Annotated in this window: 23 protein-coding genes and 1 pseudogene; 9 read left to right on the top strand and 15 right to left on the bottom strand. The window is 39.9% G+C overall.

Translation table 11 applies throughout. The annotated features are described in order from the left end of the window. Window positions 1–61 precede the first annotated feature (61 nt). Entirely contained in the window at window positions 62–565 is a 504-nt protein-coding gene (locus tag ACHJH3_RS10475; RefSeq protein WP_407064751.1) for an HAD family hydrolase, read from the bottom strand. An 11-nt stretch (window positions 566–576) separates the two neighbouring features. Then, window positions 577–1,272: a uracil-DNA glycosylase gene (gene ung / locus ACHJH3_RS10470; protein WP_407064750.1), complete on the bottom strand. Its 696-nt coding sequence runs from the start codon at window positions 1,270–1,272 to the stop codon at window positions 577–579. Between the two features lie 120 nt (window positions 1,273–1,392). Here ung and ACHJH3_RS10465 point away from each other — a divergent pair, with 120 nt between their 5' ends. The 4 genes from ACHJH3_RS10465 to ACHJH3_RS10450 all read left to right on the top strand — a co-directional run bounded on the left by ACHJH3_RS10465 (window position 1,393) and on the right by ACHJH3_RS10450 (window position 4,545). Then, window positions 1,393–1,950, top strand: a complete 558-nt coding sequence (locus tag ACHJH3_RS10465) for a YbaK/EbsC family protein (RefSeq protein WP_173031810.1) — start codon at window positions 1,393–1,395, stop codon at window positions 1,948–1,950. 70 nt (window positions 1,951–2,020) lie between these two features. After that, window positions 2,021–3,166: an iron-containing alcohol dehydrogenase gene (locus ACHJH3_RS10460; RefSeq protein WP_407064749.1), complete on the top strand. Its 1,146-nt coding sequence runs from the start codon at window positions 2,021–2,023 to the stop codon at window positions 3,164–3,166. A 41-nt stretch (window positions 3,167–3,207) separates the two neighbouring features. Then, complete coding sequence (locus ACHJH3_RS10455) at window positions 3,208–3,762, top strand: flavin reductase family protein (protein ID WP_407064748.1); 555 nt, start codon at window positions 3,208–3,210, stop codon at window positions 3,760–3,762. 54 nt (window positions 3,763–3,816) lie between these two features. Next, the gene (locus ACHJH3_RS10450) at window positions 3,817–4,545 is read left to right on the top strand and encodes a hypothetical protein (RefSeq protein WP_407064747.1); all 729 of its coding nucleotides are present in this window, start codon (window positions 3,817–3,819) and stop codon (window positions 4,543–4,545) included. A 26-nt stretch (window positions 4,546–4,571) separates the two neighbouring features. Here the strand turns inward: ACHJH3_RS10450 and ACHJH3_RS10445 are convergent, their stop codons facing one another. From ACHJH3_RS10445 to dnaG, 4 genes and pseudogenes are all read right to left on the bottom strand, one after another. Further along, window positions 4,572–5,201, bottom strand: a complete 630-nt coding sequence (locus ACHJH3_RS10445) for a restriction endonuclease (protein WP_407064754.1) — start codon at window positions 5,199–5,201, stop codon at window positions 4,572–4,574. Window positions 5,202–5,210: 9 nt separating this feature from the next. Continuing rightward, window positions 5,211–5,435: pseudogene (locus ACHJH3_RS10440) on the bottom strand (winged helix-turn-helix domain-containing protein); the annotation flags it as partial. A gap of 69 nt (window positions 5,436–5,504) precedes the next feature. Beyond that, window positions 5,505–6,491 carry an argininosuccinate synthase domain-containing protein gene (locus tag ACHJH3_RS10435; RefSeq protein ID WP_407064746.1) on the bottom strand — a complete coding sequence of 329 codons (987 nt, stop codon included), beginning with the start codon at window positions 6,489–6,491 and terminating at the stop codon, window positions 5,505–5,507. After that, window positions 6,488–8,131, bottom strand: a complete 1,644-nt coding sequence (dnaG, locus tag ACHJH3_RS10430; protein WP_407064745.1) for a DNA primase — start codon at window positions 8,129–8,131, stop codon at window positions 6,488–6,490. Before dnaG ends, ACHJH3_RS10435 begins: the two co-directional genes overlap by 4 nt. Window positions 8,132–8,305: 174 nt before the next feature. Between dnaG and ACHJH3_RS10425 the strand changes: the two genes are divergently transcribed. Genes ACHJH3_RS10425 through aroC form a run of 4 tightly spaced genes read left to right on the top strand, consistent with a single transcriptional unit; the run spans window position 8,306 to window position 11,487 of the window. Beyond that, a complete protein-coding gene (locus ACHJH3_RS10425; RefSeq protein WP_407064744.1) occupies window positions 8,306–9,331 on the top strand; it encodes a hypothetical protein in 1,026 nt (341 codons plus the stop codon). Next, window positions 9,309–9,743, top strand: coding sequence for a ribonuclease HI (rnhA, locus tag ACHJH3_RS10420; RefSeq protein WP_407064743.1), 435 nt, complete (start codon window positions 9,309–9,311; stop codon window positions 9,741–9,743). Before ACHJH3_RS10425 ends, rnhA begins: the two co-directional genes overlap by 23 nt. A 2-nt stretch (window positions 9,744–9,745) precedes the next feature. Then, window positions 9,746–10,423 (top strand): ribonuclease III, encoded by a 678-nt coding sequence (gene rnc, locus ACHJH3_RS10415; RefSeq protein WP_407064742.1) that lies wholly within the window; start codon window positions 9,746–9,748, stop codon window positions 10,421–10,423. After that, the gene (gene aroC, locus ACHJH3_RS10410) at window positions 10,420–11,487 is read left to right on the top strand and encodes a chorismate synthase (protein ID WP_407064741.1); all 1,068 of its coding nucleotides are present in this window, start codon (window positions 10,420–10,422) and stop codon (window positions 11,485–11,487) included. The genes rnc and aroC overlap by 4 nt, the downstream gene beginning before the upstream one ends. Before the next feature lie 123 nt (window positions 11,488–11,610). Here aroC and ACHJH3_RS10405 read toward each other — a convergent pair whose 3' ends face one another. From ACHJH3_RS10405 to purB, 3 genes are all read right to left on the bottom strand, one after another. Beyond that, complete coding sequence (locus ACHJH3_RS10405; RefSeq protein WP_407064740.1) at window positions 11,611–12,963, bottom strand: SIR2 family NAD-dependent protein deacylase; 1,353 nt, start codon at window positions 12,961–12,963, stop codon at window positions 11,611–11,613. Continuing rightward, complete coding sequence (locus ACHJH3_RS10400) at window positions 12,963–15,335, bottom strand: ribonucleoside-diphosphate reductase subunit alpha (RefSeq protein ID WP_407064739.1); 2,373 nt, start codon at window positions 15,333–15,335, stop codon at window positions 12,963–12,965. Before ACHJH3_RS10400 ends, ACHJH3_RS10405 begins: the two co-directional genes overlap by 1 nt. Before the next feature lie 120 nt (window positions 15,336–15,455). Beyond that, window positions 15,456–16,784 carry an adenylosuccinate lyase gene (gene purB, locus ACHJH3_RS10395; RefSeq protein ID WP_407064738.1) on the bottom strand — a complete coding sequence of 443 codons (1,329 nt, stop codon included), beginning with the start codon at window positions 16,782–16,784 and terminating at the stop codon, window positions 15,456–15,458. Between the two features lie 146 nt (window positions 16,785–16,930). Between purB and ACHJH3_RS10390 the strand changes: the two genes are divergently transcribed. Then, on the top strand, window positions 16,931–17,854 hold the full coding sequence (locus ACHJH3_RS10390) for a pseudouridine synthase family protein (protein ID WP_407064737.1): 924 nt from the start codon (window positions 16,931–16,933) through the stop codon (window positions 17,852–17,854). A 157-nt stretch (window positions 17,855–18,011) separates the two neighbouring features. On the opposite strand, the gene rlmN is transcribed toward ACHJH3_RS10390, so the two are convergent. The 6 genes from rlmN to ACHJH3_RS10360 all read right to left on the bottom strand — a co-directional run bounded on the left by rlmN (window position 18,012) and on the right by ACHJH3_RS10360 (window position 23,579). Further along, window positions 18,012–19,073: a 23S rRNA (adenine(2503)-C(2))-methyltransferase RlmN gene (rlmN, locus tag ACHJH3_RS10385; protein ID WP_407064736.1), complete on the bottom strand. Its 1,062-nt coding sequence runs from the start codon at window positions 19,071–19,073 to the stop codon at window positions 18,012–18,014. After that, entirely contained in the window at window positions 19,070–19,636 is a 567-nt protein-coding gene (locus ACHJH3_RS10380) for a phosphorylase family protein (protein WP_407064735.1), read from the bottom strand. The genes rlmN and ACHJH3_RS10380 overlap by 4 nt, the downstream gene beginning before the upstream one ends. Before the next feature lie 76 nt (window positions 19,637–19,712). Further along, a complete protein-coding gene (hisF, locus tag ACHJH3_RS10375; RefSeq protein ID WP_407064734.1) occupies window positions 19,713–20,468 on the bottom strand; it encodes an imidazole glycerol phosphate synthase subunit HisF in 756 nt (251 codons plus the stop codon). Window positions 20,469–20,589: 121 nt separating this feature from the next. Further along, window positions 20,590–21,057, bottom strand: coding sequence for a cupin domain-containing protein (locus ACHJH3_RS10370; protein ID WP_407064733.1), 468 nt, complete (start codon window positions 21,055–21,057; stop codon window positions 20,590–20,592). A gap of 82 nt (window positions 21,058–21,139) precedes the next feature. After that, window positions 21,140–22,735: a DUF4857 domain-containing protein gene (locus ACHJH3_RS10365; RefSeq protein WP_407064732.1), complete on the bottom strand. Its 1,596-nt coding sequence runs from the start codon at window positions 22,733–22,735 to the stop codon at window positions 21,140–21,142. A gap of 10 nt (window positions 22,736–22,745) precedes the next feature. Then, a complete protein-coding gene (locus ACHJH3_RS10360) occupies window positions 22,746–23,579 on the bottom strand; it encodes an ABC transporter ATP-binding protein (RefSeq protein WP_407064731.1) in 834 nt (277 codons plus the stop codon). Window positions 23,580–23,745 lie beyond the last annotated feature (166 nt).

Below are 23,745 nucleotides of genomic sequence, written 5' to 3'. Positions count from 1 at the left end.
TTATCAATAGCTACAATCAACTAATCACAATCTATTATCAAAATCGGACTTGACTTTTATTTTAAAATCTAAATAAAAACTGCGTCTTTGTCGTGTAGTTTATAGCCATCGCAGGCCAGATAGGTATATCGTGCTGATCGTAAAAATACGATGAAGCGTAGATGTATTTGAAATTTTTAGCTATAGAAGTGCCCTCTATCATCTCTTTGGTGCCTGAAGATATGATGTAGTGCTCAAGCTCGATATTTTTGCTTTTTGCATACTCGTTGATCTTGCCAAAATACTCTTCAACCCCGCTAAACAACACAACGCTTTCTCCGTGCGCCCTTATGCTGTTTTTGTCATATTTGGCTTTATTTAGCGACGCTTTTGAGATCATAAGATACATATAAGCTAAAATTTCATCCATCTCGTTTGCTTTGGCTATCTGCTTTACCTCTTTCCAAAAGCTATCTTTGCTTGTGCCGATACTGGGCAAAAATGAGTTTTCTTGTATATTGCCTTGAGCTAAAGTCCCGTCAAAATCATAAACTATCGCCGCTTTAATTTTATTTTGCTTAGCCATAAAAACCCTTTTTAATACTTATAATTATTCAAATCCCAATCAATCGCGCTCATGCCTTTACTAACAAGATAGTCGTTACACTTTGAAAAATGACGCGAACCAAAGAACGCGCCACGTGCTAACGGACTTGGATGAGCGGCCGTTAGCACAAGGTGTTTGTTAGCATCTATAAGCGGCATTTTAGCCTTTGCGGGATTTCCCCAAAGCATAAATACCACATTTTCTTTTTTATCGCTAACGACTCTTATAGCAGCATCGGTAAATTCCTGCCAGCCAAAATTTGCATGCGAATTTGCTTGCCCTGCCCCAACCGTCAAAGTCGCATTAAGAAGCAACACCCCCTGCTTCGCCCAGTAAGTAAGATCACCGGAATTTGGCTCGCTAATCCCAAGATCATCGTAAATTTCTTTATAGATATTAACCAGACTCGGCGGCACTCGCACTCCGTTTGGCACGCTAAAACTAAGCCCCATAGCCTGACCTGCACCATGATATGGATCTTGCCCGAGAATTACGACTTTAACCTTATCAAAAGGCGTTAGATTAAAAGCGTTAAATATAAGCGAATTTGGCGGATAGACCCTACCTAATCTCAAAGCATTTATCAAATTTTGTTTTATCTGAGCGAAATACGGGCTTAAAAACTCCTCCTTAAGAGCCTCCTTCCAGCCCGCTTCGATCTGAACGTTATTGATATCTATCTGCATACAATCCTCGTTTTAAGCTTTATCCGCTCTAGTTTTCTTAAAATCATAACCAAATTAAGCTAAAATTTCTAAACTCAAATTTAAAATTTAGCGTAAGTTTAAGATTTAAAAAGGAAATTTATGTCAGAGCAAATTTTGAATAAAATCATCACTCTTTTAAACGAAAACAAAGCTGATTTTAGAGTCGTAAATCACGAGCCTGCAGCTACCTCAGAGGCCTCAGCTAAAGCACGCGGTACGCTCATAGGACAGGGAGCAAAGGCTCTTGTGTGCGTGATAAAAGGAGTCAGTCCGCAAATTTCAACCGCAATCAAAGAAAGCTCTACAACGGAACAAACACGTCCAAGTAGTTCTCTTAAAAACACAAAACATTATGTTTTAGCAGTTCTTCCTGCGGATTATAAAGCAAATTTAGAGGCTATTACTTGCGAATTTGACGGCACTAAAACCTCTTTGGCAAGTCCTGCGGAAGTTAGCGAACTTACAGATTGCGTTATCGGCTCGGTTCCGCCCTTTAGCTTTCATGAAAGACTTGAGCTGATCGTTGATAGCAGGCTGTTTGAAAGGTTTGACGAGATAGCCTTTAATGCGGGCTTACTTGATCGCTCCATCATCTTAAACACGAAAGACTATAAGCGAATAGTAAAGCCACGGATCGTGAATTTTGCCACTATTTAAATAAAAACATTAATGCGGTAAATTTCAAATTTGTTATAATCAACCTACTTAATACCCAAAAGGAGTAAAAATGTATCATTTTAGCTTTTATAACCCTGTTAGGATAGAATTCGGCGAAGGCAAAGAGCAGCATATCGGAACTTATATGAAAAAATTCGGCGCTAAAAAGACGCTTTTGCTCTATGGAAGTGAACGAATCAAGCAGACCGGGTTATTTGACCTAGTGGCAAAAAGCCTAAAGCAAGAGGGAATAGAATTTACCGCTCTTGGCGGAGTTAAGAGCAATCCCGTACTAAGCAAGGTAAACGAAGCAATCAAAATCGCACGAGAATTTGGCGCAGATAGTGTGCTTGCGGTTGGAGGCGGCTCGGTACTTGACAGCGCCAAGGCTATCGCCGCGGGAGCTTGTTATGAAGGCGATGTGTGGGATTTTTTCACAGGTAAAACTCCAAAGACCGCTCTTAAAATTTTTGATATCATAACTCTAGCCGCAACAGCAAGCGAGATGAATAACGGAGCCATCATAACAAAAGAAGAAACAAAAGAAAAGTACGCTATAAGCGGCGAGGCTCTATTCCCTAAAGTTTCCGTGATAAATCCAAAACTTCAATCAACCGTAACAAGCGAGTATCTAGCCTACTCAGCAAGCGATGTGATCGCGCATTCTATCGAGGGGTATTTCACGGCAAGCATTCATCCTGAAATCATAAATTTGCAAGTTGAAGCCAACATCAAAACAATAATAAAAACAACCGAAATTTTACTTCAAAATCCCGACGATTACGACGCAAGAGGCGAGTTTGCATGGGCTGCGACAATGGCTTTAAACCATATAACCAGAGCAGGTACGAAGGACATAAGCTTTCCAAATCACATGATAGAGCACGCTATGAGCGCAGTAACGGACTGTGCGCACGGTGCGGGGCTTAGCGTGGTGATGCCTGCATGGATGAAATGGTATAAAGATAAAAATTTAGCCCAGTTTGAGAGGTTTGGGCGAGAAATTTTTGGCGTAAATTCGGCAGACGAAGGCATACAAGCGCTTAAATCGTGGTTTGATAAGATAGGCACGCCGACAAGCCTTAAACAACTAAACATAGATAAAAGCACGCTAGAAGAGATTATTGATGTCGCCGCGCAAAATGCCGTAGCATGGAGAATGGATAAAATTTACACTAAAAAGACGATAGAAGAAATTTTAAATTTGGCAAACTAACGCTAACTAACAAGCTGTGTTAGCGCAAAATAGGAGCAAAAATGATAAAAGCAGTAGAACTCTCAAAAGCCTATAGACTGGTAAATACAGGCCCAACTTGCCTGATAAGCGCGAAATTTGAAGGCATAGAAAACGCGATGAGCGCGTCTTGGGTTTGCGCGCTTGATTACGACAAGATAAGCGTAGTTATTGATTCTTTGGCATTTACGCGCTTGCTCATAGAAAGAAGCGGTTATTTTGCCGTTAGTATTCCGTGCGCGAAACAAGCAAATTTAGTTATGAAGCTGGGCTTAATCTCAAGACATCAAAATGCCGCTAAAATGCAAAATGTAAGGCTCTTTTATCAAGACGGCTTTAATGTGCCGTTAGTTGATGGTTGCCTCGCTTGGTTAGTATGTAAGGCGCTAACAAACAAAGCTAACCAGAGCGAATTTGACCTATTTATGGGCGAAGTTGTGGGTGCGTGGGCCGATACTAGAGTATTTGAAGAAGGTAGATGGAAATTTGACGAGTGCGAGGAGGAGTTAAGAAGCCTTCACTACGTAGCGGGCGGGGAATTTTATACGCTTGGTAAAAAGATAAATGTAAAGAGCTAAAATTTACTTTTGTTTAATAAAATTCAAAAATAATTTCATACCAAAAGGAAAAGAATGAAGAAATTTTTACCGCTTGCGATCTTAGCCGCGTTTTACGGATGTAGCGATAATAATATCGACACGGTTAAAAAATATACTTTCGAGCAAGACAAATCAATGAGCATAGGCACTGCGATCGATGGATTTAAAGAGTGTGAGAGCGTAAAGTGGCTTGATGAGAGCAACAAGGATCAAAAGATAGTAAGCGCTGTTTGCACAGTAAAACCAAGCGTATTAAAGACGGAATTTGAAGATATAAACGGCAAATATCAAGCCGCACTTAAAAAAGAACAAGACGAAAATCAAGAGCAGTTAGATAAAGCCATAGAAAGAATTACGAGCGAATTTGAGCGCATAAAGCCGGGCGCAAAACTAAACAAAGAAAAGATCATTGAGATCGCAGATAAATTTTGCAAATATGAAAAAGAAAATATATTTCCCGCAACTTGCGATAACGAATCGATTGCAAAAACGCTCGCCGAGGGACATGATATAAAACAAGGCTCATCATTTGCGCTAGCGGGCTTTGCTCATAACTTCTCTCATATCACGCTTCTTACTAAACGCGAAGTTAAACCGCTATGGCTAGGTGCACTTCCTAAAGAGATCAAAGCTCGCGAATACAAATTCAGCTTTTTTATCAACACCGACAAAAGCGTGAGTATCAAAGAGATCGTTTTAACCGAGGATGGCGAGAGCAAGAAAATCAGCAAATCGATACTATCTAAGGTTTATGCTAGATAAATTTAAGGGGCGCTTCGCCTCTTAAATCAAACAAACTCGTCAAAGAAATCCTTATCGACTTCACAAATTTCGATATTTTGTCTGACCTCAACGCCCACCTTATACTTTATCATCAATTCCGCAAGTCGCTCGCCGTCAATGAGAGCTATAGAGTGATCCTGCAAGTTTTTCGCATAATGCTCGGCATCTTTAGTAAATTTTGAAGTAGTGATGAAAACGCCCTTTTTCGTCTGCTTATCTAAAATAGCTCCTGCAAATTTATTAAGCTCGGGACGGGTGATGCTTCCTTGCCGGCGCTTAGCCTGAATATAAATTTTAGAAATTCCAAGCTCATCTTCGTTTATTATCCCATCTATACCGCCATCGGCTCCATCTTTTGTGAGTGTGCCTTCGCCGTAACCCATCTTAACCAAAAGATTTTTTACCAAGTCTTCAAAGAATTTGGGACTTTTAGCGTTTATCTCATCTAAAATTTGAGTCTTTAGAAGCTCTTTTAGCGCGATATCGGCACTATTTATAGCTTCTATCGGAGTTATATCTTTTGAATTTTGTTCATTTGCAGATAACGGCTTGTTATGTTTGCTACTTCTGGTTTTGTTATAAACCTCGTCATACCAAGAGCTAAATTTAGCCTCAGAGTTCTTATCGGAGCAAATTTTTACACCAAATTCTGTTATCTTAAAAGTGCCTCGCCCTATTTTTTGAGCAGGTCTTTTATTTTTTGGCAAATTCATAACCTCTTGTATAGAGGCAAGATAACTTAATGCCCAACTAGCCCTGCTTACGTATAAAAGCACTTTACCGCTTGGTATTTTAAGCTCCTTTTCATCATCGCTAAGTTTAAAATATTTCGACACGAATTCATAAATTTCTTTTCTATCCGCTTCGCTTTTAGAGCTAAGAAATCAAAGTATCGGTAGCATCATCTCTTTGTGACTTGGCACCATATAAATTCTCCTTTACGTTATAAACCACTCCTGAGCGGGGCTTTTATCCTCAAATGGCTTTGCGATGATGATTCTTTCGCCGATTTTAGCGCTATACTCGCGCTCTTTATCAGCTCTCGTATAGGCAAGAGCTAAACGCACGGCAAATTTAAGATCCTCTTCATCGGCATCTAAATTTATAAGACTAACAGCGCCCACGACACTATCGTCAAATTTTATCTGCACAAATTTGGGATTTTCAAGTGCGAGCAGTTTTTCATTATCGCTTTCATCACGCCCGATAACCATCTTTGAGCCGTTTTTAAGCCGCAAATGCCGCCCGACTCTAAGAAGCTGCATATCTTTTAAGCTCATATCTTTATCAAATTTTAAAAAGTCTTTTATCTTGTTTGCAAAGCCTTCAACCGTGAGCAAGCACCCACCCGCAGGGCTTTCAAAATCCACAAAACCGAATTTCTTAGCAAGCGCTATCTGAGGTTTTCTATCTCTTCCGCTAAGTCCAAGCAGACGCTCTCTATCCACCCAGCCCTCGCGCTCGGGCTTTGTAGGTTTCATAAGAAGTGCCGACATCGGACGCAAGATAAGATCGTCTTCATCTCTAGCCAAAGTCTTTACATGCACCATAGCATCGCGCCTTTGGCTCATCGGGCGCTGCCCAAGAACCTCGCCAGTGGCGATAAAGCTCGCACCCTCATCCTCCATCATACTAAGAGCCGTCTTAAACATATACGCGTGACAATCGATACAGGGGTTAAAATGCTTGCCATAGCCAAATTTCGGGTTAAAAAGCACATTTTGCAGATATTCGCTTCTGATATCAACTATCTTTAACTCCGCTCCCGCCATCGCCGCTCGCTTTTTAAGCACTTCAAATTTACTCTCGCCCGCACCAAATCCTATATCAATATGAATAGCAAGCACATCTACGCCTTGCTCCTTTAAAAGCCTGATAGCAAGCATACTATCAAGCCCACCGCTAAATAACACCAATGCCTTCATCGTTTGAGTTTCTCCAAAATCATCCCTATCTTTTTTAAAATTTCTATCTTGTCACTGCGATTTGAGGACAAATACTCTCTTCGCATATTTTCATAAAATCTTATCTTGAGTATCTTTACCGCTTCTAAAATTTGCCCCTCGCTTTGCATGATATCTACATCTTCAAGCGAAATTTCACGCAAGATGACCTCATCCTCAGGCGCTTTGCGTAAAATAGCCTCAAAAATTTCGCCGTGATGAGTAAAATACTCTTTTTTCACCAGATCCAAAATCATATCACTTAACCCGTTTGCCTCCGCAAGCGTCTTTAAAAGCTCAAGCTCAAGCTTGTCCTTTTGATAAATTTTGCTAGGCATAGCTTGTATAGCTTGCTGCGCGGGTGCATTAACCCGCACGCGTCCGTTCGTAAGCGCAAAGGAATTCATATCTATCTTAAGCAAATTTGCCACAAGCGGCGCATAAGAATTTGCGATTATCGGCTTTAAACTCATCGTAAATTCACGCACCTCTTCAAGAGCCTTTTGCTTTTGTATCGGGCGGGTTAGGTCAAATTTAGCCACTAAATTTCTTATATAAAACTCCCCGATCTCAACTCCGCTTTCAAACATATCGCCAAGCTCTTTTATCTTGCCCGCTACGACCATATCGGCAGGATCGGCTCCGCCCTCAAGGATAACGACACTTCCGTCTATCTCGTTTTGCGCAAGCAGGTGAGCGGATTTAACAGCCGCGTTTATGCCCGCACTATCACCGTCAAAGCAAAGCACCACGCTTAGCTCGCCTCGTTTTAAAAGCGGCAAGTGCTTTTGCGTAAGAGCCGTTCCAAGCACTGCAACTGCGTTCGTAAATCCAGCATGATGAAGCATAATCACGTCAAGATAGCCTTCGGTGATGATGATTTGATTTTTGGTGTGAATGTCGCGTTTTGCCAAGTGGTAGCCGTAAAAAAGCGTTGATTTATCAAAAATTTCACTCTGAGGCGAATTTACGTATTTGGCCTGATGTCCCGAAAGTGTGCGTCCGCCAAAGCCAACAAGCTTGCCCGTGTGCGTGTAGATCGGAAAGGTGATACGCTGGATAAAACTTGCGTAAATTCCGCTTTCGTTTTGCTTGACGATGCCTGCTTCAAGCGCTTCGTTTGGCAAAATTTGCTCGTTTTCAAGCAGTCTTATCGTCTGAATGCTATCAGGCGCAAACCCAAGCTCAAATTTCTCACAAAGCGCATCCGTAACACCCCGCGAGTACAGATACTCTATCGCCGCAGGAGTCTTATAAAGCAAACTGCGATAGTAGGCGTTTGTTTTTTCAAGGACGTGTTTATTTTCTTTCACATTTTCACGCTCGTTTTTTACGTAATTAAGCGTGAAATTTGAAAGCATCGCGATCTTTTCTATCGCTTCTGGATATGTAAGCTTCTCGTAATCCATCACGAATTTTATGACATCTCCGCCCGCCTTGCACGAAAAGCAGTGAAATATCCCGCGGCTTGGGCTCACGCTCATGCTCGGGTTTTTATCGTCGTGAAACGGACATACGCAGACGTAGTTTGAGCCTGATTTCTTAAGCGGGATATAGTGCCCTACGATGTCGATTATATCGGCTTGTTCTTTGAGTTTTTCAATGGATTTTGGATCTATCATAAGCGAGATTATACAATCACTTGTTTGATTTCACACTGAACCGCTACCTAAAAGCCATGCGAGCAATCTTTGCTAAAATTTATGAAGCTAAACCGGGCACCAAAGACAAGCGGGAATAAAACCAAACGACATTTTTGCTATAATAAGCTTAAAAATTTAGCGTTGGAATTTACATTGGATATATTTTTTATAGAGTTTAGAGATCCGATTTTCGGGCTTGTCGTGTTTGTTTCGCTTGTCCTTATGATAGCCGTTTTAAGCTACATTTGGGGTGTTTTTAGAAACAAAGACGAAAAGCAGGAGCTGGAGAAATTTTTAAAGAAATTTGACAAAACCGAAGGGCTTAGCAGCGAGCATAAAGATATGCTTGTCAAATTTGACGTAGATAGCGCCTCTCTTTGTTTTCTAGCAAACACGTTTGCAAAGAGCGGTTACTTCGAAAAGGCGATAAATATCTACTCGATCGCACTTAGCAAAGCAAAGAGCAAAAGCGAAAAAGAGCCTATTTTTACGGATTTGGGGCAGGTCTTTTTCAAAGCGGGTTTTTTGCAAAAGGCTAGAGATATATTTTTAGAAGCGTTAAAGCTATCTCCGCGCAACCAAACCGCGCTTAAATTTCTAACAGTCGTTTATGAAAAATTAAAAGAGTATGACGAAGCGCTAAACGCTCTTGATGCGCTTGAAGAGCTTGGACTTGACGTCAAATCCCAAAAAGCCTATATCGATATCATGAAAATTTTGATAGATAAGCAGATGAGTCTAGAAGAAAAAACCGATAAAATTTTAAAGCTTAAAGACAAATTTACTCTTGCCAATCGCATGGCTCTTGAAAACTGGCTGCAAAAAGGAGTGGATATCATAAATTTCCCTGATTTTCCGCCATTAAAAGACGTTTTTGATATCATCTACAGACAAGAGCGGGCGGTAAATTTAAGCGATGAAGAGTATAAATCGCTATTTTACGCTAAAAATTTAAGCGATGAGCCGGCAAAAGAGCTTGGATTTGAGCTTGAAGTGATGACGAATTTAAAAAAAGCAGGCTTTAACAAAGCCGATCTTAGCTTTAATTACATCTGTAAAAATTGCAAAAACTCCTTTCCGCTTCATTTTTACCGCTGTCCGATCTGTCACGAGCTAGGAAGCGCTCAAATTTTGCCTCATATCACGGAAAAATCCAATGAAAACAGTATGCCTTTTTAGCGACGGCTCGTGCCTTAATAACCCGGGCGCAGGCGGTTGGGCATATATCCTAGAATACGGCAAACACACAAAAGAAGGAAGCGGAGCCGAAGCCATGACAACTAACAATCAAATGGAGCTTAGGGCTGTTATCGAAGGGCTAAAAGCTCTAAAAGAGCCTTGCGTCGTTAAGCTTTACACCGATAGCTCATACGTGGCAAACGCGATAAACGAGTGGCTTGAGGGCTGGGTAAAAAAGGCATTTAAAAATGTAAAAAACGTCCCGATGTGGCAGGAGTTTTTAGAAATTTCAAAACCTCACGACATCCGCGCCACATGGGTTAAGGCTCACAACGGACATCCGCAAAATGAGCGTTGCGACACGCTGGCAAGGCAGGCGGCAACCAAGATAAAAGATGAAGGCAACCTATAAAAATGCAAAATTTAAAAACACTCGAAGAAAAGCTGGGATACAAATTTAAAGAGATAAATAACCTAAAAAACGCGCTTACGCACAAAAGCTGCAAAAAAGGCAAAAACAACGAACGGCTTGAATTTTTAGGCGATGCGGTGATGGATCTGGTGATCGCTGATTACTTATTTCGCAAATTTAAAAACACCGACGAAGGCGATATGAGCAAGCTTCGCGCCGCACTTGTCAATGAAAAAAGCTTTGCGAATTTGGCGAGTTATCTAAATTTGGGCGAGCATATATTTATATCCGCAGCCGAAGAAAACAACGGTGGGCGCGAGAAAATTTCGATACTATCGGACGCTTTTGAGGCGGTTATGGGGGCTATTTACATAGAAAGCGGCTTTGAGGAGGTTAATAGCGTAGCCATAAGGCTCTTTGAGATATGCTATCCTGATATCGATCTTAAAAATTTGACCAAGGATTATAAAACGACTTTGCAAGAAATCACTCAAGCCAAGCTTGGCGTAACACCCGAATACAAGCTTGTGCGCTCATTTGGACCCGATCACAAGAAGGAATTTGAGATCGCGCTTTTGCTAAAAGATGTTGAAATTTCTCGAGCTATCGGCAAAAGCAAAAAAGAAGCCCAGCAGCTAGCCGCCAAAACGGCGATAGAAAAGATCAAGGACAAATCATGAATTCATTCGGACGAAAGCTTACCTTAACAACCTTCGGCGAGAGTCACGGAGCGGCAATCGGCGGCGTGCTTGACGGATTTCCTGCGGGAGTTAAGATAGATGAGGAGTTCTTACAAAGCGAGCTTGATAAGCGAAAGCCGGGGCAGTCAAAATTCGCCACCGCAAGGCGCGAAGGGGATAAGATAGAAATTTTAAGCGGGATTTTTGAAGGCGTTAGCACGGGTACGCCGATTGGATTTGTCATCTACAACGAAAATCAAAAATCAAAAGATTATGAGAATTTGCGTGAAATTTTTCGCCCTGGACATGCTGATTATACATACTTTAAAAAATACGCAATTCGCGACCACAGAGGCGGCGGACGAAGCTCTGCAAGAGAAACTGCCGTGCGAGTGGCGGGCGGAGCGTTTGCTCAAATTTTATTAAATGAATTTGGTGTGAAAGTAGAGAGCGGCGTAAGCGGAGTAGGAACCGTAAAAGCGCAAAAATTTGACTTTGACGCAGCGGGGAATTCTGAAATTTTCGCACTTGATAAAGAAAATTTGATGATGGATGAGATTTTAAAAGCTAAACAAGCTCACGACAGCGTGGGGGCTAGCGTCATAACGAGAATTTTAAACGCTCCTGCCGGGCTTGGCGAAGGGTTATACGACAAGCTTGACGCAAGACTTGCTGCTGCGATGATGAGCATAAACGGAGTAAAAGCAGTAGAAATCGGCGAAGGTGTAGAAGCAAGCGCAATGCTAGGAAGCGAGAATAACGACTGCATGAATGAAGCGGGCTTTCTCTCAAATCACGCAGGCGGAATACTTGGAGGCATGAGCACGGGGGCTGAAATTTTAATAACTACGCATTTTAAGCCGACTCCTTCGATATTTCTTGCTCAACAAACACAAAATATCCACGGCGAAAATGCGATCTGCGAGCTTCGCGGCAGACACGATCCGTGTATCGGTATCCGTGGAAGCGTCGTTGCAACCGCGATGGCAAGACTCGTGATGGCTGATTTTATGCTTTTAAATTTGAGTGTAAATTTGGTAAACCTAAAGAGGGTTTATGGGTAGGCTTAATCATCATAGCACAATAATTAATTTAAGCTGGTAAAATTATCAAGAATTTGTACATACGCATGAAAATAAATTACAACTAAATTTTATTTGATATTATATAGGCTGTTGGCATCCAATTTATTCCAATAAATGTATTGCCGAAGATGAATATACGCTATGTTTAAAATATAACTTTAATTCTTTTTTCGTTTGTTCTGGTATATTATTTTTATAATCATTCCAAGCACCATATGCGGCATAGCTTTGCCCTAAACTATTTCCTATATAAGAAGATGCTCTACCAAATTGATAAGCAATGCTTTCAAATAGCGCTGGCGACATTTTATTAAAAGGTATGTTTATGAATATATCAAGTACTATTAATAGCATTTCTTTGTACGCATAAAATGCGCCATTTGGCCTAGCTTTTTCCCAGCATTTATCAAATACTTTTGTTAAAAATATTAAAAATTCCTCAATTAAATATTCGCTATTTTTTTGCACTTTGCCTATATATAAATTTCTTTTTTCTTTCTTTGTGATAAATTTTTCCAATAATTTATCATTAGCGTTAATTAATACATTTTTAAACTTAATTAGTTTTTTGTTTTTATTCTCAATAGTTTTATTATTTTTTTCTATAAATTCACTCAATTCATTTAAAGTATCTAAAATAGAGCTACTTTCTAAGATAATAATGCCGTTTTCTTTTATTTCTGGATTTGTATTTGGATTATCTTTTTTGTATATTATTTGTATTACACTATTTGGATAGTATGTTTCATCAATATTATCATTTTGATATATATTTTTTGACCAATCAAGTGCTGTTAAAACATTAGGATCTCCCAAGCTATACCCTATGATTAATGTTGTTGTTTCTTTAAATAATAACGATAATTTATGAAGTCTATACTCATTTGGTCTAAAAAGTTTAATATAGTCTTCTTGGGTTATAATTATTGAGTTAGGGTTTGTCCTAACTCCATGTAAGTGCAAAATTGGCACTTGATGCCTTGAAGACACCAAAGCATCATTTGGACCCAAAGAACGTGAATTATTTGGCAATAGCCCTTCTAGTATTAAATCATAATTTGTTGTAACTATAGATTGTGGATTTAGCTTTTTTAGAATATTAGAATATCTATCTCTTTGCTGTTCACTTGGATACCAAGATGTTAATTCGCATATTTTTTCTTTTAACTCCATTGTTGCTTCTTCCAACGACTTTTGACTACCGCATATCTTTTGGCATATTTTTGATGCAATTTCAGGACAAGATGTGTACTGTTTATCTTTTTCGTCAAATTTAACACCTAATGCATCACAAGTTTTTTGCAATAATTCAATCCAAGTTAGCGGTCCGCCAATCTCACTCTCAAAGATAGCTTTTGAAAACCCAGCTCCAATAAACAGATTTAAATTGCCAAACAATGAAGCATCTGCTATCTTCTGAAATACTTCTTCTTTTTTTATAGTAGTATGGCTCATTACTGACACCCCTCGCACTCGATAGAGCGATCGGCTACATTATTTACTTTGTTGCTATCAGGGCTTTCGCTTCTTAGATAGTAGGTTGATTTAAGTCCAAGCTCCCAAGCAAGCGTGTAAATTTCGTTCAGATAGCCGCCACTTGCCTTATCAAGGCTCATGAATATATTTAGGCTTTGTCCTTGATCTATCCACTTTTGGCGGATAGCGCCGGCTTTTACCAAGACTCTTTGATCAAGCTCATATGCAGGCGTGTAAAACTGCCACGTATCAGGGCTTAGATCAGGCACGACAGTCGGTATCATACCGCTTAAATTTTGCTCAAACCACTTGCGTTTGTACACAGGCTCAATCGTCTGTGTGGTGCCCACAAGGATAGATATCGAGCTAGTCGGCGCGATAGCCATTAAGTAGCCGTTTCTCATGCCGTCGGTTTTAACCTTCTGCCTCAACCAATCCCAATCGCAAATATCCTCATCAAACAGCCCTCCGCGATTTACGAGAGCTTTTGCGTTTTCGTTTGCTACATCTATCGGGAAAATTCCTTTGCTCCATTTTGAGCCTTCAAAGGTCGGGTATTTACCCTTTTCAACGGCTAAATTTGAACTTGAGTAGATAGCTTGGTAGCTGATATTTTCCATTATGCTGTCTATCAAGGCTAGGTGGTCGTAGCTACCCCATTTGATGCCTTTAAGCGCGAGCATTTGCGCTTCGCCCATCACACCAAGTCCAATCGAGCGAGAGGATAAATTCGTATGTTTTACTTTTTTGTGCGGATAGAAATTTAGATCGATTACGTTATCAAGCATCCTAACGGCGATCGGCACTACTCGCTTGATATCCTCTTTGGAATTTATCTTGCTTAAATTTATGCTTGCCAGGTTGCAAACCGCCGTTTTTCCCTCTACGTTTTCTTTCTCAACGATGAAAATTTGCTTTTTGTCTATGCTATCAAGCGCGCTTAGCTTCTTAGCCTTTTTCGTTATGCCACTATCGATAGTAACGTCATCTTCCTCATCAAACACCATCTCTTCGCCATTATCAAAAGTTATTTTGATCTTGTAATAATTCGGCTCGGTATTTTGGAAAATTTCGGTGCATAAATTTGAGCTTCTGATAAGCCCGTCGTGGTCGTTTGGATTGGCTCTGTTTGCATTATCCTTAAAGCACAAAAACGGCATGCCCGTCTCAAAGTAGCTGGTTAGAATTTTCTTCCAAAGCTCTTTGGCTAAAATAGTGTTTTTCTGGATACTCTCGTCGTTTTCATATTCCACATAACGCTTTTCAAATTCTTCGCCATACAAGTCGCACAGATCGCTAACTTGCGCAGGGTCAAATAGCGTCCAGCGATCATTTGCCTTAAGTCGCTTCATAAAGAGATCATTTATCCACAGCGACGGGAATAGCTCATGCGCCCTGCGTCTTTCTTCCCCAGAATTTTTGCGAAGGTCTAAGAAATCCCCGACATCCATATGCCAAGGCTCGACATATACGGCTATAGCGCCCTTTCTCGTGCCAAGCTGATCGACCGCTACGGCTATGTCGTTGGTTACTTTTAGAAAAGGTATAATTCCGCCTGCTGCGTTTTTATGTCCGTCAATACTGCCGCCCATAGCGCGTACCTTGCACCAATCCCAACCGATACCGCCTCCAAATTTGCTTAAAAGCGCCATCTCTTTGTAGCTATCAAAAATCCCTTCGATATTATCAGGTGTGCTTCCGATATAGCAGCTGCTTAGCTGGTGGCGAGTTGTGCGGGCGTTTGAAAGAGTAGGAGTTGCAAGCATAACTTCAAATTTGCTGATAAGGTCGTAAAATTTCTTAGCCCAACCCTGAGAATCAAGCTCGTTTTGCGCCAAAAACATCGCGATAGCCATAAACATCTGCTGCGGAAGCTCGATAGGCATACCCTTGCTATCTTTGATCAAATAGCGATCATAAAGCGTCTTTATGCCAAGATAGGCAAACTGCAAGTCGCGCTCAGGTCTAATGTAAGCGTTTAGATCATCCAAATCGTATTTTTCTTTAAGTCCGGGGATAATGCGCCCTGCCTTCTCGCCCTTTTCAAAGTATTCGCGCAGATGATTGTAGCCGTTATAACCCGTAACCTTATGATAAAGATCGTATAAAAACAGACGCGCCGCGACAAAAGTCCAGTTAGGACGGTCTATATCTATCTTATCCACGGCAGTCTTGATGAGTGTTTGCTGGATCTCTTCAGTCGTTATCATGTCACGAAACTGAATCTTAGCATCGACCTCAAGCTCGCTTAAATTTACGTTTTCTAGCCCCTCAACCGCGGCACCTGTGTATTTTTTGATCTTACTTATATCAAGCTCTTCAGCTCTTCCGTTACGTTTTATGACTTTCACTTACTTCCTTATCTTTTTGTTCTGTTTGTTATTAAATTTAAGTTATCCATCCGCAAGAAGTTTAATTAAAATAAAAAAGCTCAAACCAGACATTAAGTCCAGTTTGAGCCGCCAAAATTATTATTTAAACACTCTTGCAAAAATTTTATCAACATTTTTCGTATAGTAGCTATACTCAAAACAAGCCTTTATCTCATCCTCGCTAAGCGCTTTGTTTAAATCCTCGTCATTTAGCAAATTCTGCAGATACAAGCTCTCACCTTTTTCATTTATCGCAGGCTTGTTTTGCTGCAGATCAGCCCAAACTTTCATCGCGTTTCTTTGCACGATCTTATACGCATCTTCGCGTGAAATTCCGCGCTTTGGAAGCTCTAAAAGCACGCGTTGAGAAAAGACAAGCCCACCCGTTAGATTTAAATTTTTCATCATATTTTCAGGATAAGCGACTAAATTTTCTATCAAATTTGTAAGGCGAACCAGCATAAAATCAGCCGTTATAAATGCGTCAGGCAGTACAAATCTCTCAACAGAGCTGTGGCTGATATCACGCTCGTGCCAAAGCGCTACGTTTTCAAGCATAGGCATAATGTAGCCTCTAAGAACTCGGCAAAGACCGGTGATATTTTCGCTTAGAACCGGATTTCGCTTGTGCGGCATGGCGCTTGAGCCCTTTTGTCCAGCACTAAAATACTCCTCGCACTCATAAACTTCCGTGCGCTGATAGTGGCGAACGGCTACGGCTATCTTTTCGCAGCTTGAAGCAAGGATTGCGATGGCGTTTACAACGTGAGCATAGCGGTCGCGTTGGATAACTTGATTGCTTGCGGGCGCGCAGCTTAATCCAAGCTCGGCGCAAGTAAATTCTTCAAGCTCAAGCGGAGCGTGAGCGAAATTTCCCATTGCGCCTGAAATTTTACCGTAGCTTATGACCTCTTTTGCATTTTTTATAAGTTCAAGACCTCTTTTTATCTCGTCATACCAGATCGCAAGCACAAGCCCGAATGTGATCGGCTCGCCGTGAATTCCGTGGCTTCTGCCGACCATCAATGTATGTTTATGCTCATAAGCACGTTTTTTGATGGCACTCATCAAATTCTCAACATCTTTTATGATAAGCTCTAGGCTATCTCTTACCTGCAAAGCAACAGCCGTATCGATACAATCACTACTTGTCATGCCGTAATGCACAAAACGACTCTCATCTCCTAAACTCTCGCTAACACTAGTTAAAAATGCTATAACGTCATGCTTGGTGGTCTTTTCTATCTCGTCTATTCTAGCGATGTCAAATTTTGCGTTTTTAGCTATCTTTTCACAATCCTCATCGCTTATGAACCCAAGCTTGTTCCAAGCCTTGACCGCTGCTATCTCGACCTTTAGCCAAGCGTCATACTTAGCCTGCATACTCCACTTATCAGCCATCTCTTTGCGAGAGTATCGTTCTACCATAATTAGCCTTTTATGAATATTTTTGTATAATTTTTTAAGAAAAAAATTATACAAAAACTGCTCTGAAAGACAGGTTATAAACGGCTAAATTTGAACTTAAATTTCATATTTGGTTATTTAGTAAAATTTAAATTAAAGAGTTAAATTTGCCATACGTTAATAGATTTATCGCACGCGCCAACAAGCAAAAAGCCTATGAAATTTTGACAAATTCGGGCTTTTCTATGAGAGAGGCTCAACGGCTTATCGATAAAGGAAGGTTAATTTGTAACGAAATAGTAGTGAATGAAAAAAACGCTATTTTAAGCGGTGAAATTTGCCTGATTGACTACGAAACTAACCCGCGCGGACTAAAGCCGATATTTGAGTGCGATAAATTTGCGGTTTTTGACAAACCAAGCGGAGTTTTAAGCCACCCAAACGGCAGAAACTGCGAATACTCGCTCAATGATGAAATTTGGCACTTATACGGGCGTGAGGCAAGTGTGGCACATCGCTTGGATTTCGAGACGAGCGGGTTAATCGTAGTAGCGCGAGATAAAATTTCGCAAATTCAATTAAAAAAGCTCTTTGAGAATAGAAAAGTTGCAAAAAGTTATGTCGCGATGGTTGCAGGCAAAATTTCTACAAATTTAACCATAAATGCCAAGATGGATCTAGCAAACGATTACGACGACGTAAAGATGAGAATGCAAATTTGCGATAATGGTAAAGAGGCGATCACCGAAATTTCACCGCTAGAATACTTTGAAGATATTGACGCGACTTTTATTAGAGCCATTCCGCTTACGGGAAGGCAACACCAAATTCGCTTGCATTTGTTTCACGTAGAACGAAAAATTTTAGGTGAACCGCTTTACGGATTACAAAAAGAGCAGATAATCAAAATTTTAGATAAAGATATAAGTGAGATCGAGCGCATAAATTTAACAGGCGCTTCCAGGCTTTTACTTCATGCGGATAGAATTTCATTTGAGTTAGAAGATCAAATTTATGATATAAATACAAAATTTGATGCAAAAAGAGAATTTTATAGGCTTGCAAAAGAAAAATTTGCTCACCGAGCTTAGTAAAAAGCTAAATTTTGTTAGTGAAATTTAACTAACAAAATTAAAAGTTAGTATTATTTCTGATCCCCATCCTCAAAAAACATAACTTTTACCATAAGAGAAAGTCCTAAAAAAACAACGATAGAGATAAAAATAATCTGAGCTATATCAAGAGCCGTCATATGCTCTCATTCCTCTCTTTGAGTTGTCCGCAAGCAGCAGAAATATCAAGCCCTTTGCTTTGGCGAATAGTACAAGTTACGCCATGATCCCTAAGATACTCTTGAAATTTAAGCATATCCTCAAGCTCTGGTCGTTTATACAAACTTCCTTCGTGGGGATTAAAATATATCAAATTTACCTTTGCTTTGATGCCGTGAAGTAGTTTGACAAGCTTTTTAGCATCCTTAATACTGTCATTCATATCCTTAATAACAAGATACTCAAACATAACCCGTTTGCGCATATCGATAGGAAATTCTCTAACAGCCTGCATAACTGATTCGATATTGTAAGCCTTATTTATAGGCATTAGTTTCGTTCTAAGCTCGTCGGTAACGGCATGCAGCGATATAGCTAACAACACACCCAAATCCATCTCTCCAAGCTTTTTTATCTGTGAGCCAAGCCCACTGGTTGAAACGGTCTGACGTCTTGAACCTATAGCAAGTCCGTCATTTTCCATAAGAATTTTTATCGCTTTACTAACGTTAGTAAGATTATCAAGAGGTTCGCCCATGCCCATATAAACGATATTTATTCGCCTCTCATAAGGTATATTGTTAGCTTTTTTTATCCACAAAATTTGACCTACGATCTCTCCGGGCGTTAGATTGCGCGTTAGTCCGCCTTTAGCGGTCAGACAAAACGAACATCCCATTCTACAGCCAACCTGCGAACTAACACATATAGTATAGCGAGCATGCCGTGTTAGCTTGCCGTCTTCATCGCTTTGCTCCTCTTTCATGGGCAAAAGAACACTTTCGATTCGGTATCCGTCTTTTAGTTCAAAAAGATATTTTATAGAACCGTCACTGCTCTGTTCGGCTTTTACACATTTAAGTGGATCGAAATAAAACTCTCCTCTAAGCTGCTCTCGCATAGCTTTAGGCAAATTTAACATCTCATCAAACGAATTTGCATTTTTCTTATAAATCCACTCATAAATTTGTTTGGCACGAAATTTGGGGCTAAATTCACTCTCAAGCTCATCAAGTGTATAGTCAAGCAGATTTTTCATATCAAATTTCTCTCTTTAAGTGAATTTATAAGTATCTCTTTGGCCTTTTGGTGATTTTTTACAAAATCCTCGTGTGCATTTTGATTGCAAAAATTTGTCGCCACAAAGATACCTCTGACGGGAATTTTAAATTTTGTCGCAACTTTTAAAACTGCAAAAAATTCCATATTTTCCAAAGCATAGCCAAGCTCAGCGAGTCTATATGCCAAATTTTCATCAGTTGTGATAAAGTTTGAAGAATTTACTCTGATAGTTTCATGTGAAACTTTGGTGTTTAAATTTTTGTCACAAATTTGTATTGATGAAATTTCTTTCTTACATGGAGTATAGCTTTTATCTTCCAAGCTTGAAATTTCGATGTTTGCACCAGCCGCACTCTCATAAATTCCAAAGATTTCTCCATCTTTATAAATGCCTGCCGAACCTACAAATAAAATCTCATCAGGCAAATTCCGCTGATTTTCACATAAAAATTTCGTCAAATTTATGCTCATATCGACAAGTCCTACTCCCATCGGCAAAGCAAAATCAAAAATTTCATTTTGACCGGCAGAAATTATCATTTTTTAAGTCCCTCAAGACTAAAGCTTGAAAAATTCAAATTCATAAAATCAAATCCACAAAAATCAATTTTAGCCATCACAACCTAACTTCAATCCCGTTTTCACGCAGATACTCTTTAAGTTTTTTTATTTCTACTTCCCTAAAGTGAAAAATCGAAGCGGCTAAACAAGCATCGGCACCTGACAAAAACGCCTCTTTAAAATGCTGCATATTGCCCGCTCCGCCACTTGCTATTACAGGTATGCCAAGCTCGCTAAAAAGCTTAGTAATACGCAAATCATAACCGCTTTTAGTGCCGTCTTTATCCATCGTGGTTAGTAAAATTTCACCTGCGCCACGATCTTTAGCCTCTTTCGCCCAAGCAAGAGCGTCCTTGCCCGTATCTATCCTGCCGCCGTTTATAAAGACGTGATAATCTTCATCGAAACTCTTCGCGTCAATGGCTACTACGACGCACTGAGAGCCGAATTTCTTCGCAGCTTCGTCTATCAAATTCGGATTATGGATGGCTGCCGAGTTTAGACTTATCTTATCGCACCCCACGTTTAAAAGCCGTGAAATATCATCAAGAGTCTTGATACCTCCGCCTACCGTTAGCGGGATAAAAAGCTCGCGAGCCACTTTTTCTACCACGTCCACGATGGTGTCTCGCCCCAAGTAAGTCGCCGTGATGTCAAGAAACGTTAGTTCATCGGCACCCTCTTCGTTGTATCTTTTGGCTATCTCCACAGGATCTCCGGCATCTATAAGACCTATGAAATTTACGCCCTTTACGACACGACCGTCTTTAACGTCAAGGCATGGGATTATGCGTTTGGCAAATTTATTCACGGCTTACCCTTTAAGTGATTTTTGCCGATTTTATCAAAAATTTACTTAATAACCGCCAGAAGATCAAAGCAAGAAAAAGCAGATAAGAGCAAGCCAAATTTAAAAACTTGCTCTAAAAATTTTATTTTTTATCCAGAATTTGCGTTTTTGCGACCACATTTATAAACACAAGCGGCTCTTCGCCCGTATTTGCTAAAGCATGGCTTTGTCCGGGACGAGCGATAGTTACGTCACCTGCACTCACTTCGGTCTGCTTGCCGTGAGAGTCCGTAAACACCCCTTTGCCCGAAATGATGATATAGACATCCTCGTTATCGATATGTTTATGAAGCCCTATGGAAGCGCCCTTTGGCAAGGTTAACCATCCTATCTCTCTAAAAGCGTCTTGATCACCTGTCTGATGGCGGTTATACGCAAAATCCCCAAGCAAAGGCCCCATGCCTCCGCCTGCATTTTCACGGTTCCAAGGAACTAGCGCGTCTCTTTTATAGACCTGCACGCTCCTATCGGTCTCAGGGATGAGCGGGTGAGCGTTTAAAGCGCCAAAAGATAGCGCGACAAAGCAAACTGCAAGACCAAATTTCTTCATAACTCTCTCCTTGGATAAAAGTTTCGTGGCTTTATTTTAGCCAAATTTTACAATTACTAAGCATTTTTAAAACGGCTCAAATTTAAGGCGCTTTAAGATGAATTTCATCAATTTTCTTAAAGTTATCCTTATCAAAAACAAACGCACGGTAGTCCTTGCCGTCATCAAATCTCACTTGCAAAAATTTCGGATCAAAGCTTACTCTAAGACGCATTGCAGAAGGGTCAAATTTGGTCGTTTCAAGCTCTTTTAGCTCATATTCTTTGCTAAACAGATAAATCTTGCCTTCATTAAATGCAAGCCCCATAAATTCGCTATTTTTACTCTCGTTTATATGCAGATACTCAAAATTTTTAAGGCTCTTAACCGCTTCAAAACTTACATTGTTATCATAAATTTTGATATTAAAAAACTCGCCCGAGTTATCCTTAAAAAACACTCCCGCATCAAAAGGCTTTAGGTTAGTAAATCTTCCAAAAACAGCCTGAATCGGAAATTTTACGCCCAAATTTTTAGCATCTTTATTTAAAATTTGGCTAAATTCGCTCTCCTCGTCACCGTCATGATGAAAAATGCGAAATTTATCCTTATCAAAATAAATCATATCATCGCTAAAAGGTATGGCTGAAATTTTAGGATCGGGATTAAAGAGCGGATAGAGCGGAATTTCAATCGGCACCGCGTCCTTTGGTGCGTAAGTCATCGACATTCTAGCCTGCCTTATATCAGCCTCGCTAAATACCTCATCGCCGATTTTAATCGGCATTTTGCCTTGCTGTTTTAAGTCCATATAGTAGTTAAAGGCAAGCTCGTTTTTATACTCCGTTTCGTTTTTAAAAACCTTTCCGCTAGCGCTTCTATAGGCGAAATAATGCCCACCCAAATTCTCTTGAAATACAAATTCTTTCAGGCTCGGCGAGTAAAATATATAATACCTTTCGGATTTGTTTGCGAATTTCTGCTCGTAAAATTTATATCCGCCAAATCCCGCTATGGCTAAAATTCCTGCGTAAATCAACGACAAAAAGGCTAAATTTATCGAGGTTTCCTTGTGAGATATGAGAGCGTTAAACCCGAGCAAAACGGACAGCAAAAGTAAAATAAAAATAAGGATAAAACTCTTAAAATAAAACGCAACCGCAAAGCAGATTATGACAAAAATAACGCTTGAGATAGCCGCTCTAAGGCTTTTTTTATCAATTAACGCCGAACTTGTAAATATATAAAAAACTGCCGAACTTAAGCAAAAATAACACCAATTTATAAAAATCTCTTTTGTGATGACGATAGGATAAAATTTGCTTGCCAAAAACACAAGCCAAGCGCCAAAAACAGCCCAAATAACCACAAAAAACAAGGCGGCAAAAATATAGTGCCAAATCAAAATTTGAAAGCTTGACACAGGCAGATGAAGCAGGCATTTTATACGGTTTCGTTGCGGTAAAAACTGCGCCAAAGCCACACAGACAAAGCTTGCCGCAATAGCCGCAAAAGTTACAAATTCGGGCTCGTTATCAAAAAACACATAGCCGTACCAGATGACTGATTCTGGATGAATGGCTCCGAATTTGTAGCTAAGATCAAAGCTAAACCAAGCAAAAAACAGAGCTAAAACCAAAATCAAAAATCCAAAAAACAGCCCGAGTCTTGTAATTTCTTTTAAAAATATCGACCTCACTTCATCCTCCCTACTCGTATCTGCCTACAAAGCCTAAAAATTTATCCTCAAAACTTGCATTTTGCGCCTCAAAACCGTCGATATCTACAAATCCGTAAGCCATTTTATGATGTTTAAATTCATCTATATTTTTAAAATTTTTTCCGCTTGCATCAAATTCTTTCAGTAGTTTATAAACCTTAAAATCCTGCATAAATTCACTCATCTTGCTTTGAAAAATTCGCCCTCCTCGCTCGACAATCAAAAACTCATCAATCAAATTTTCAAGATCGCTCATTACGTGACTTGTGACGATCACTGTCTTATCCTTGCCGTCAAGATAGTCCTTGAGATAATCGCCAAAAAGCCGCCTATATCCCGCATCAAGCCCCATAGAATAATCATCAAATATAAGCACTTTGGCATCTTGTGCAAACAGCGAAGCAAGGATAACTTGGGACTTTTGCCCAAAGGACATGGAATTTAGCTTTTGATCCTTGCTAAGTTTTAAAAGCTTTGCCAAATCGTTATAAATTTTGCTGTCCCAGCGCGGATAAAAAGCGGATAAAAACTCCTCATACTGCGCGATACTTAGATGATCAAAGCTCGTAAATCCCTCAAATAGCAAGGCGATATCGCGCTTGGCTTCGCTGTCAAGGCTGAAGCTATTTTTGCCAAGCACCCTGCACTCGCCGCTTTTTGGACGGATGTAGCCCATTAGGATATTTATAAGCGTGCTCTTACCCACGCCGTTTCTACCCAAAATCCCAAATACGCTGCCCTGCTTTACGTTAAAACTCAAATTTTCGTAAATCAGCTTTTTGCCGTAAAAATGCGTGACGTTCTTTACTTCGATAGCATTCATAAAAAGCCTTATATAAAATATTACTGAAAATTCTATTACATTATTTATAAGAAGAATCTTAAGAGTTATTATCATAAAATATGCCAAAATTCATATAAAATTTTAACTGAAATTTTAGCCAAAAATAAAAACAAGTAGTAAAATTTACTCTATTTCTGTTTAAACA

The sequence above is a fragment of the Campylobacter canis genome (assembly GCF_045504005.1).
Classification (GTDB): Bacteria; Campylobacterota; Campylobacteria; order Campylobacterales; family Campylobacteraceae; genus Campylobacter_A; species Campylobacter_A canis.
The sequence above is the reverse complement of the archived record's forward strand: the minus strand, read 5'-3'. Positions and strand labels throughout refer to the sequence as shown.

Excerpts from the sequence above, each read along its gene's own strand:
- ACHJH3_RS10475 (WP_407064751.1), bottom strand. The coding sequence starts at position 565 with ATGGCTAAGCAAAATAAAATTAAAGCGGCGATAGTTTATGATTTTGAC.
- ung (WP_407064750.1), bottom strand. The coding sequence starts at position 1,272 with ATGCAGATAGATATCAATAACGTTCAGATCGAAGCGGGCTGGAAGGAG.
- ACHJH3_RS10465 (WP_173031810.1), top strand. The coding sequence starts at position 1,393 with ATGTCAGAGCAAATTTTGAATAAAATCATCACTCTTTTAAACGAAAAC.
- ACHJH3_RS10460 (WP_407064749.1), top strand. The coding sequence starts at position 2,021 with ATGTATCATTTTAGCTTTTATAACCCTGTTAGGATAGAATTCGGCGAA.
- ACHJH3_RS10455 (WP_407064748.1), top strand. The coding sequence starts at position 3,208 with ATGATAAAAGCAGTAGAACTCTCAAAAGCCTATAGACTGGTAAATACA.
- ACHJH3_RS10450 (WP_407064747.1), top strand. The coding sequence starts at position 3,817 with ATGAAGAAATTTTTACCGCTTGCGATCTTAGCCGCGTTTTACGGATGT.
- ACHJH3_RS10435 (WP_407064746.1), bottom strand. The coding sequence starts at position 6,491 with ATGAAGGCATTGGTGTTATTTAGCGGTGGGCTTGATAGTATGCTTGCT.
- dnaG (WP_407064745.1), bottom strand. The coding sequence starts at position 8,131 with ATGATAGATCCAAAATCCATTGAAAAACTCAAAGAACAAGCCGATATA.
- rnhA (WP_407064743.1), top strand. The coding sequence starts at position 9,309 with ATGAAAACAGTATGCCTTTTTAGCGACGGCTCGTGCCTTAATAACCCG.
- rnc (WP_407064742.1), top strand. The coding sequence starts at position 9,746 with ATGCAAAATTTAAAAACACTCGAAGAAAAGCTGGGATACAAATTTAAA.
- aroC (WP_407064741.1), top strand. The coding sequence starts at position 10,420 with ATGAATTCATTCGGACGAAAGCTTACCTTAACAACCTTCGGCGAGAGT.
- ACHJH3_RS10405 (WP_407064740.1), bottom strand. The coding sequence starts at position 12,963 with ATGAGCCATACTACTATAAAAAAAGAAGAAGTATTTCAGAAGATAGCA.
- purB (WP_407064738.1), bottom strand. The coding sequence starts at position 16,784 with ATGGTAGAACGATACTCTCGCAAAGAGATGGCTGATAAGTGGAGTATG.
- rlmN (WP_407064736.1), bottom strand. The coding sequence starts at position 19,073 with ATGAAAAATCTGCTTGACTATACACTTGATGAGCTTGAGAGTGAATTT.
- ACHJH3_RS10380 (WP_407064735.1), bottom strand. The coding sequence starts at position 19,636 with ATGATAATTTCTGCCGGTCAAAATGAAATTTTTGATTTTGCTTTGCCG.
- ACHJH3_RS10370 (WP_407064733.1), bottom strand. The coding sequence starts at position 21,057 with ATGAAGAAATTTGGTCTTGCAGTTTGCTTTGTCGCGCTATCTTTTGGC.
- ACHJH3_RS10360 (WP_407064731.1), bottom strand. The coding sequence starts at position 23,579 with ATGAATGCTATCGAAGTAAAGAACGTCACGCATTTTTACGGCAAAAAG.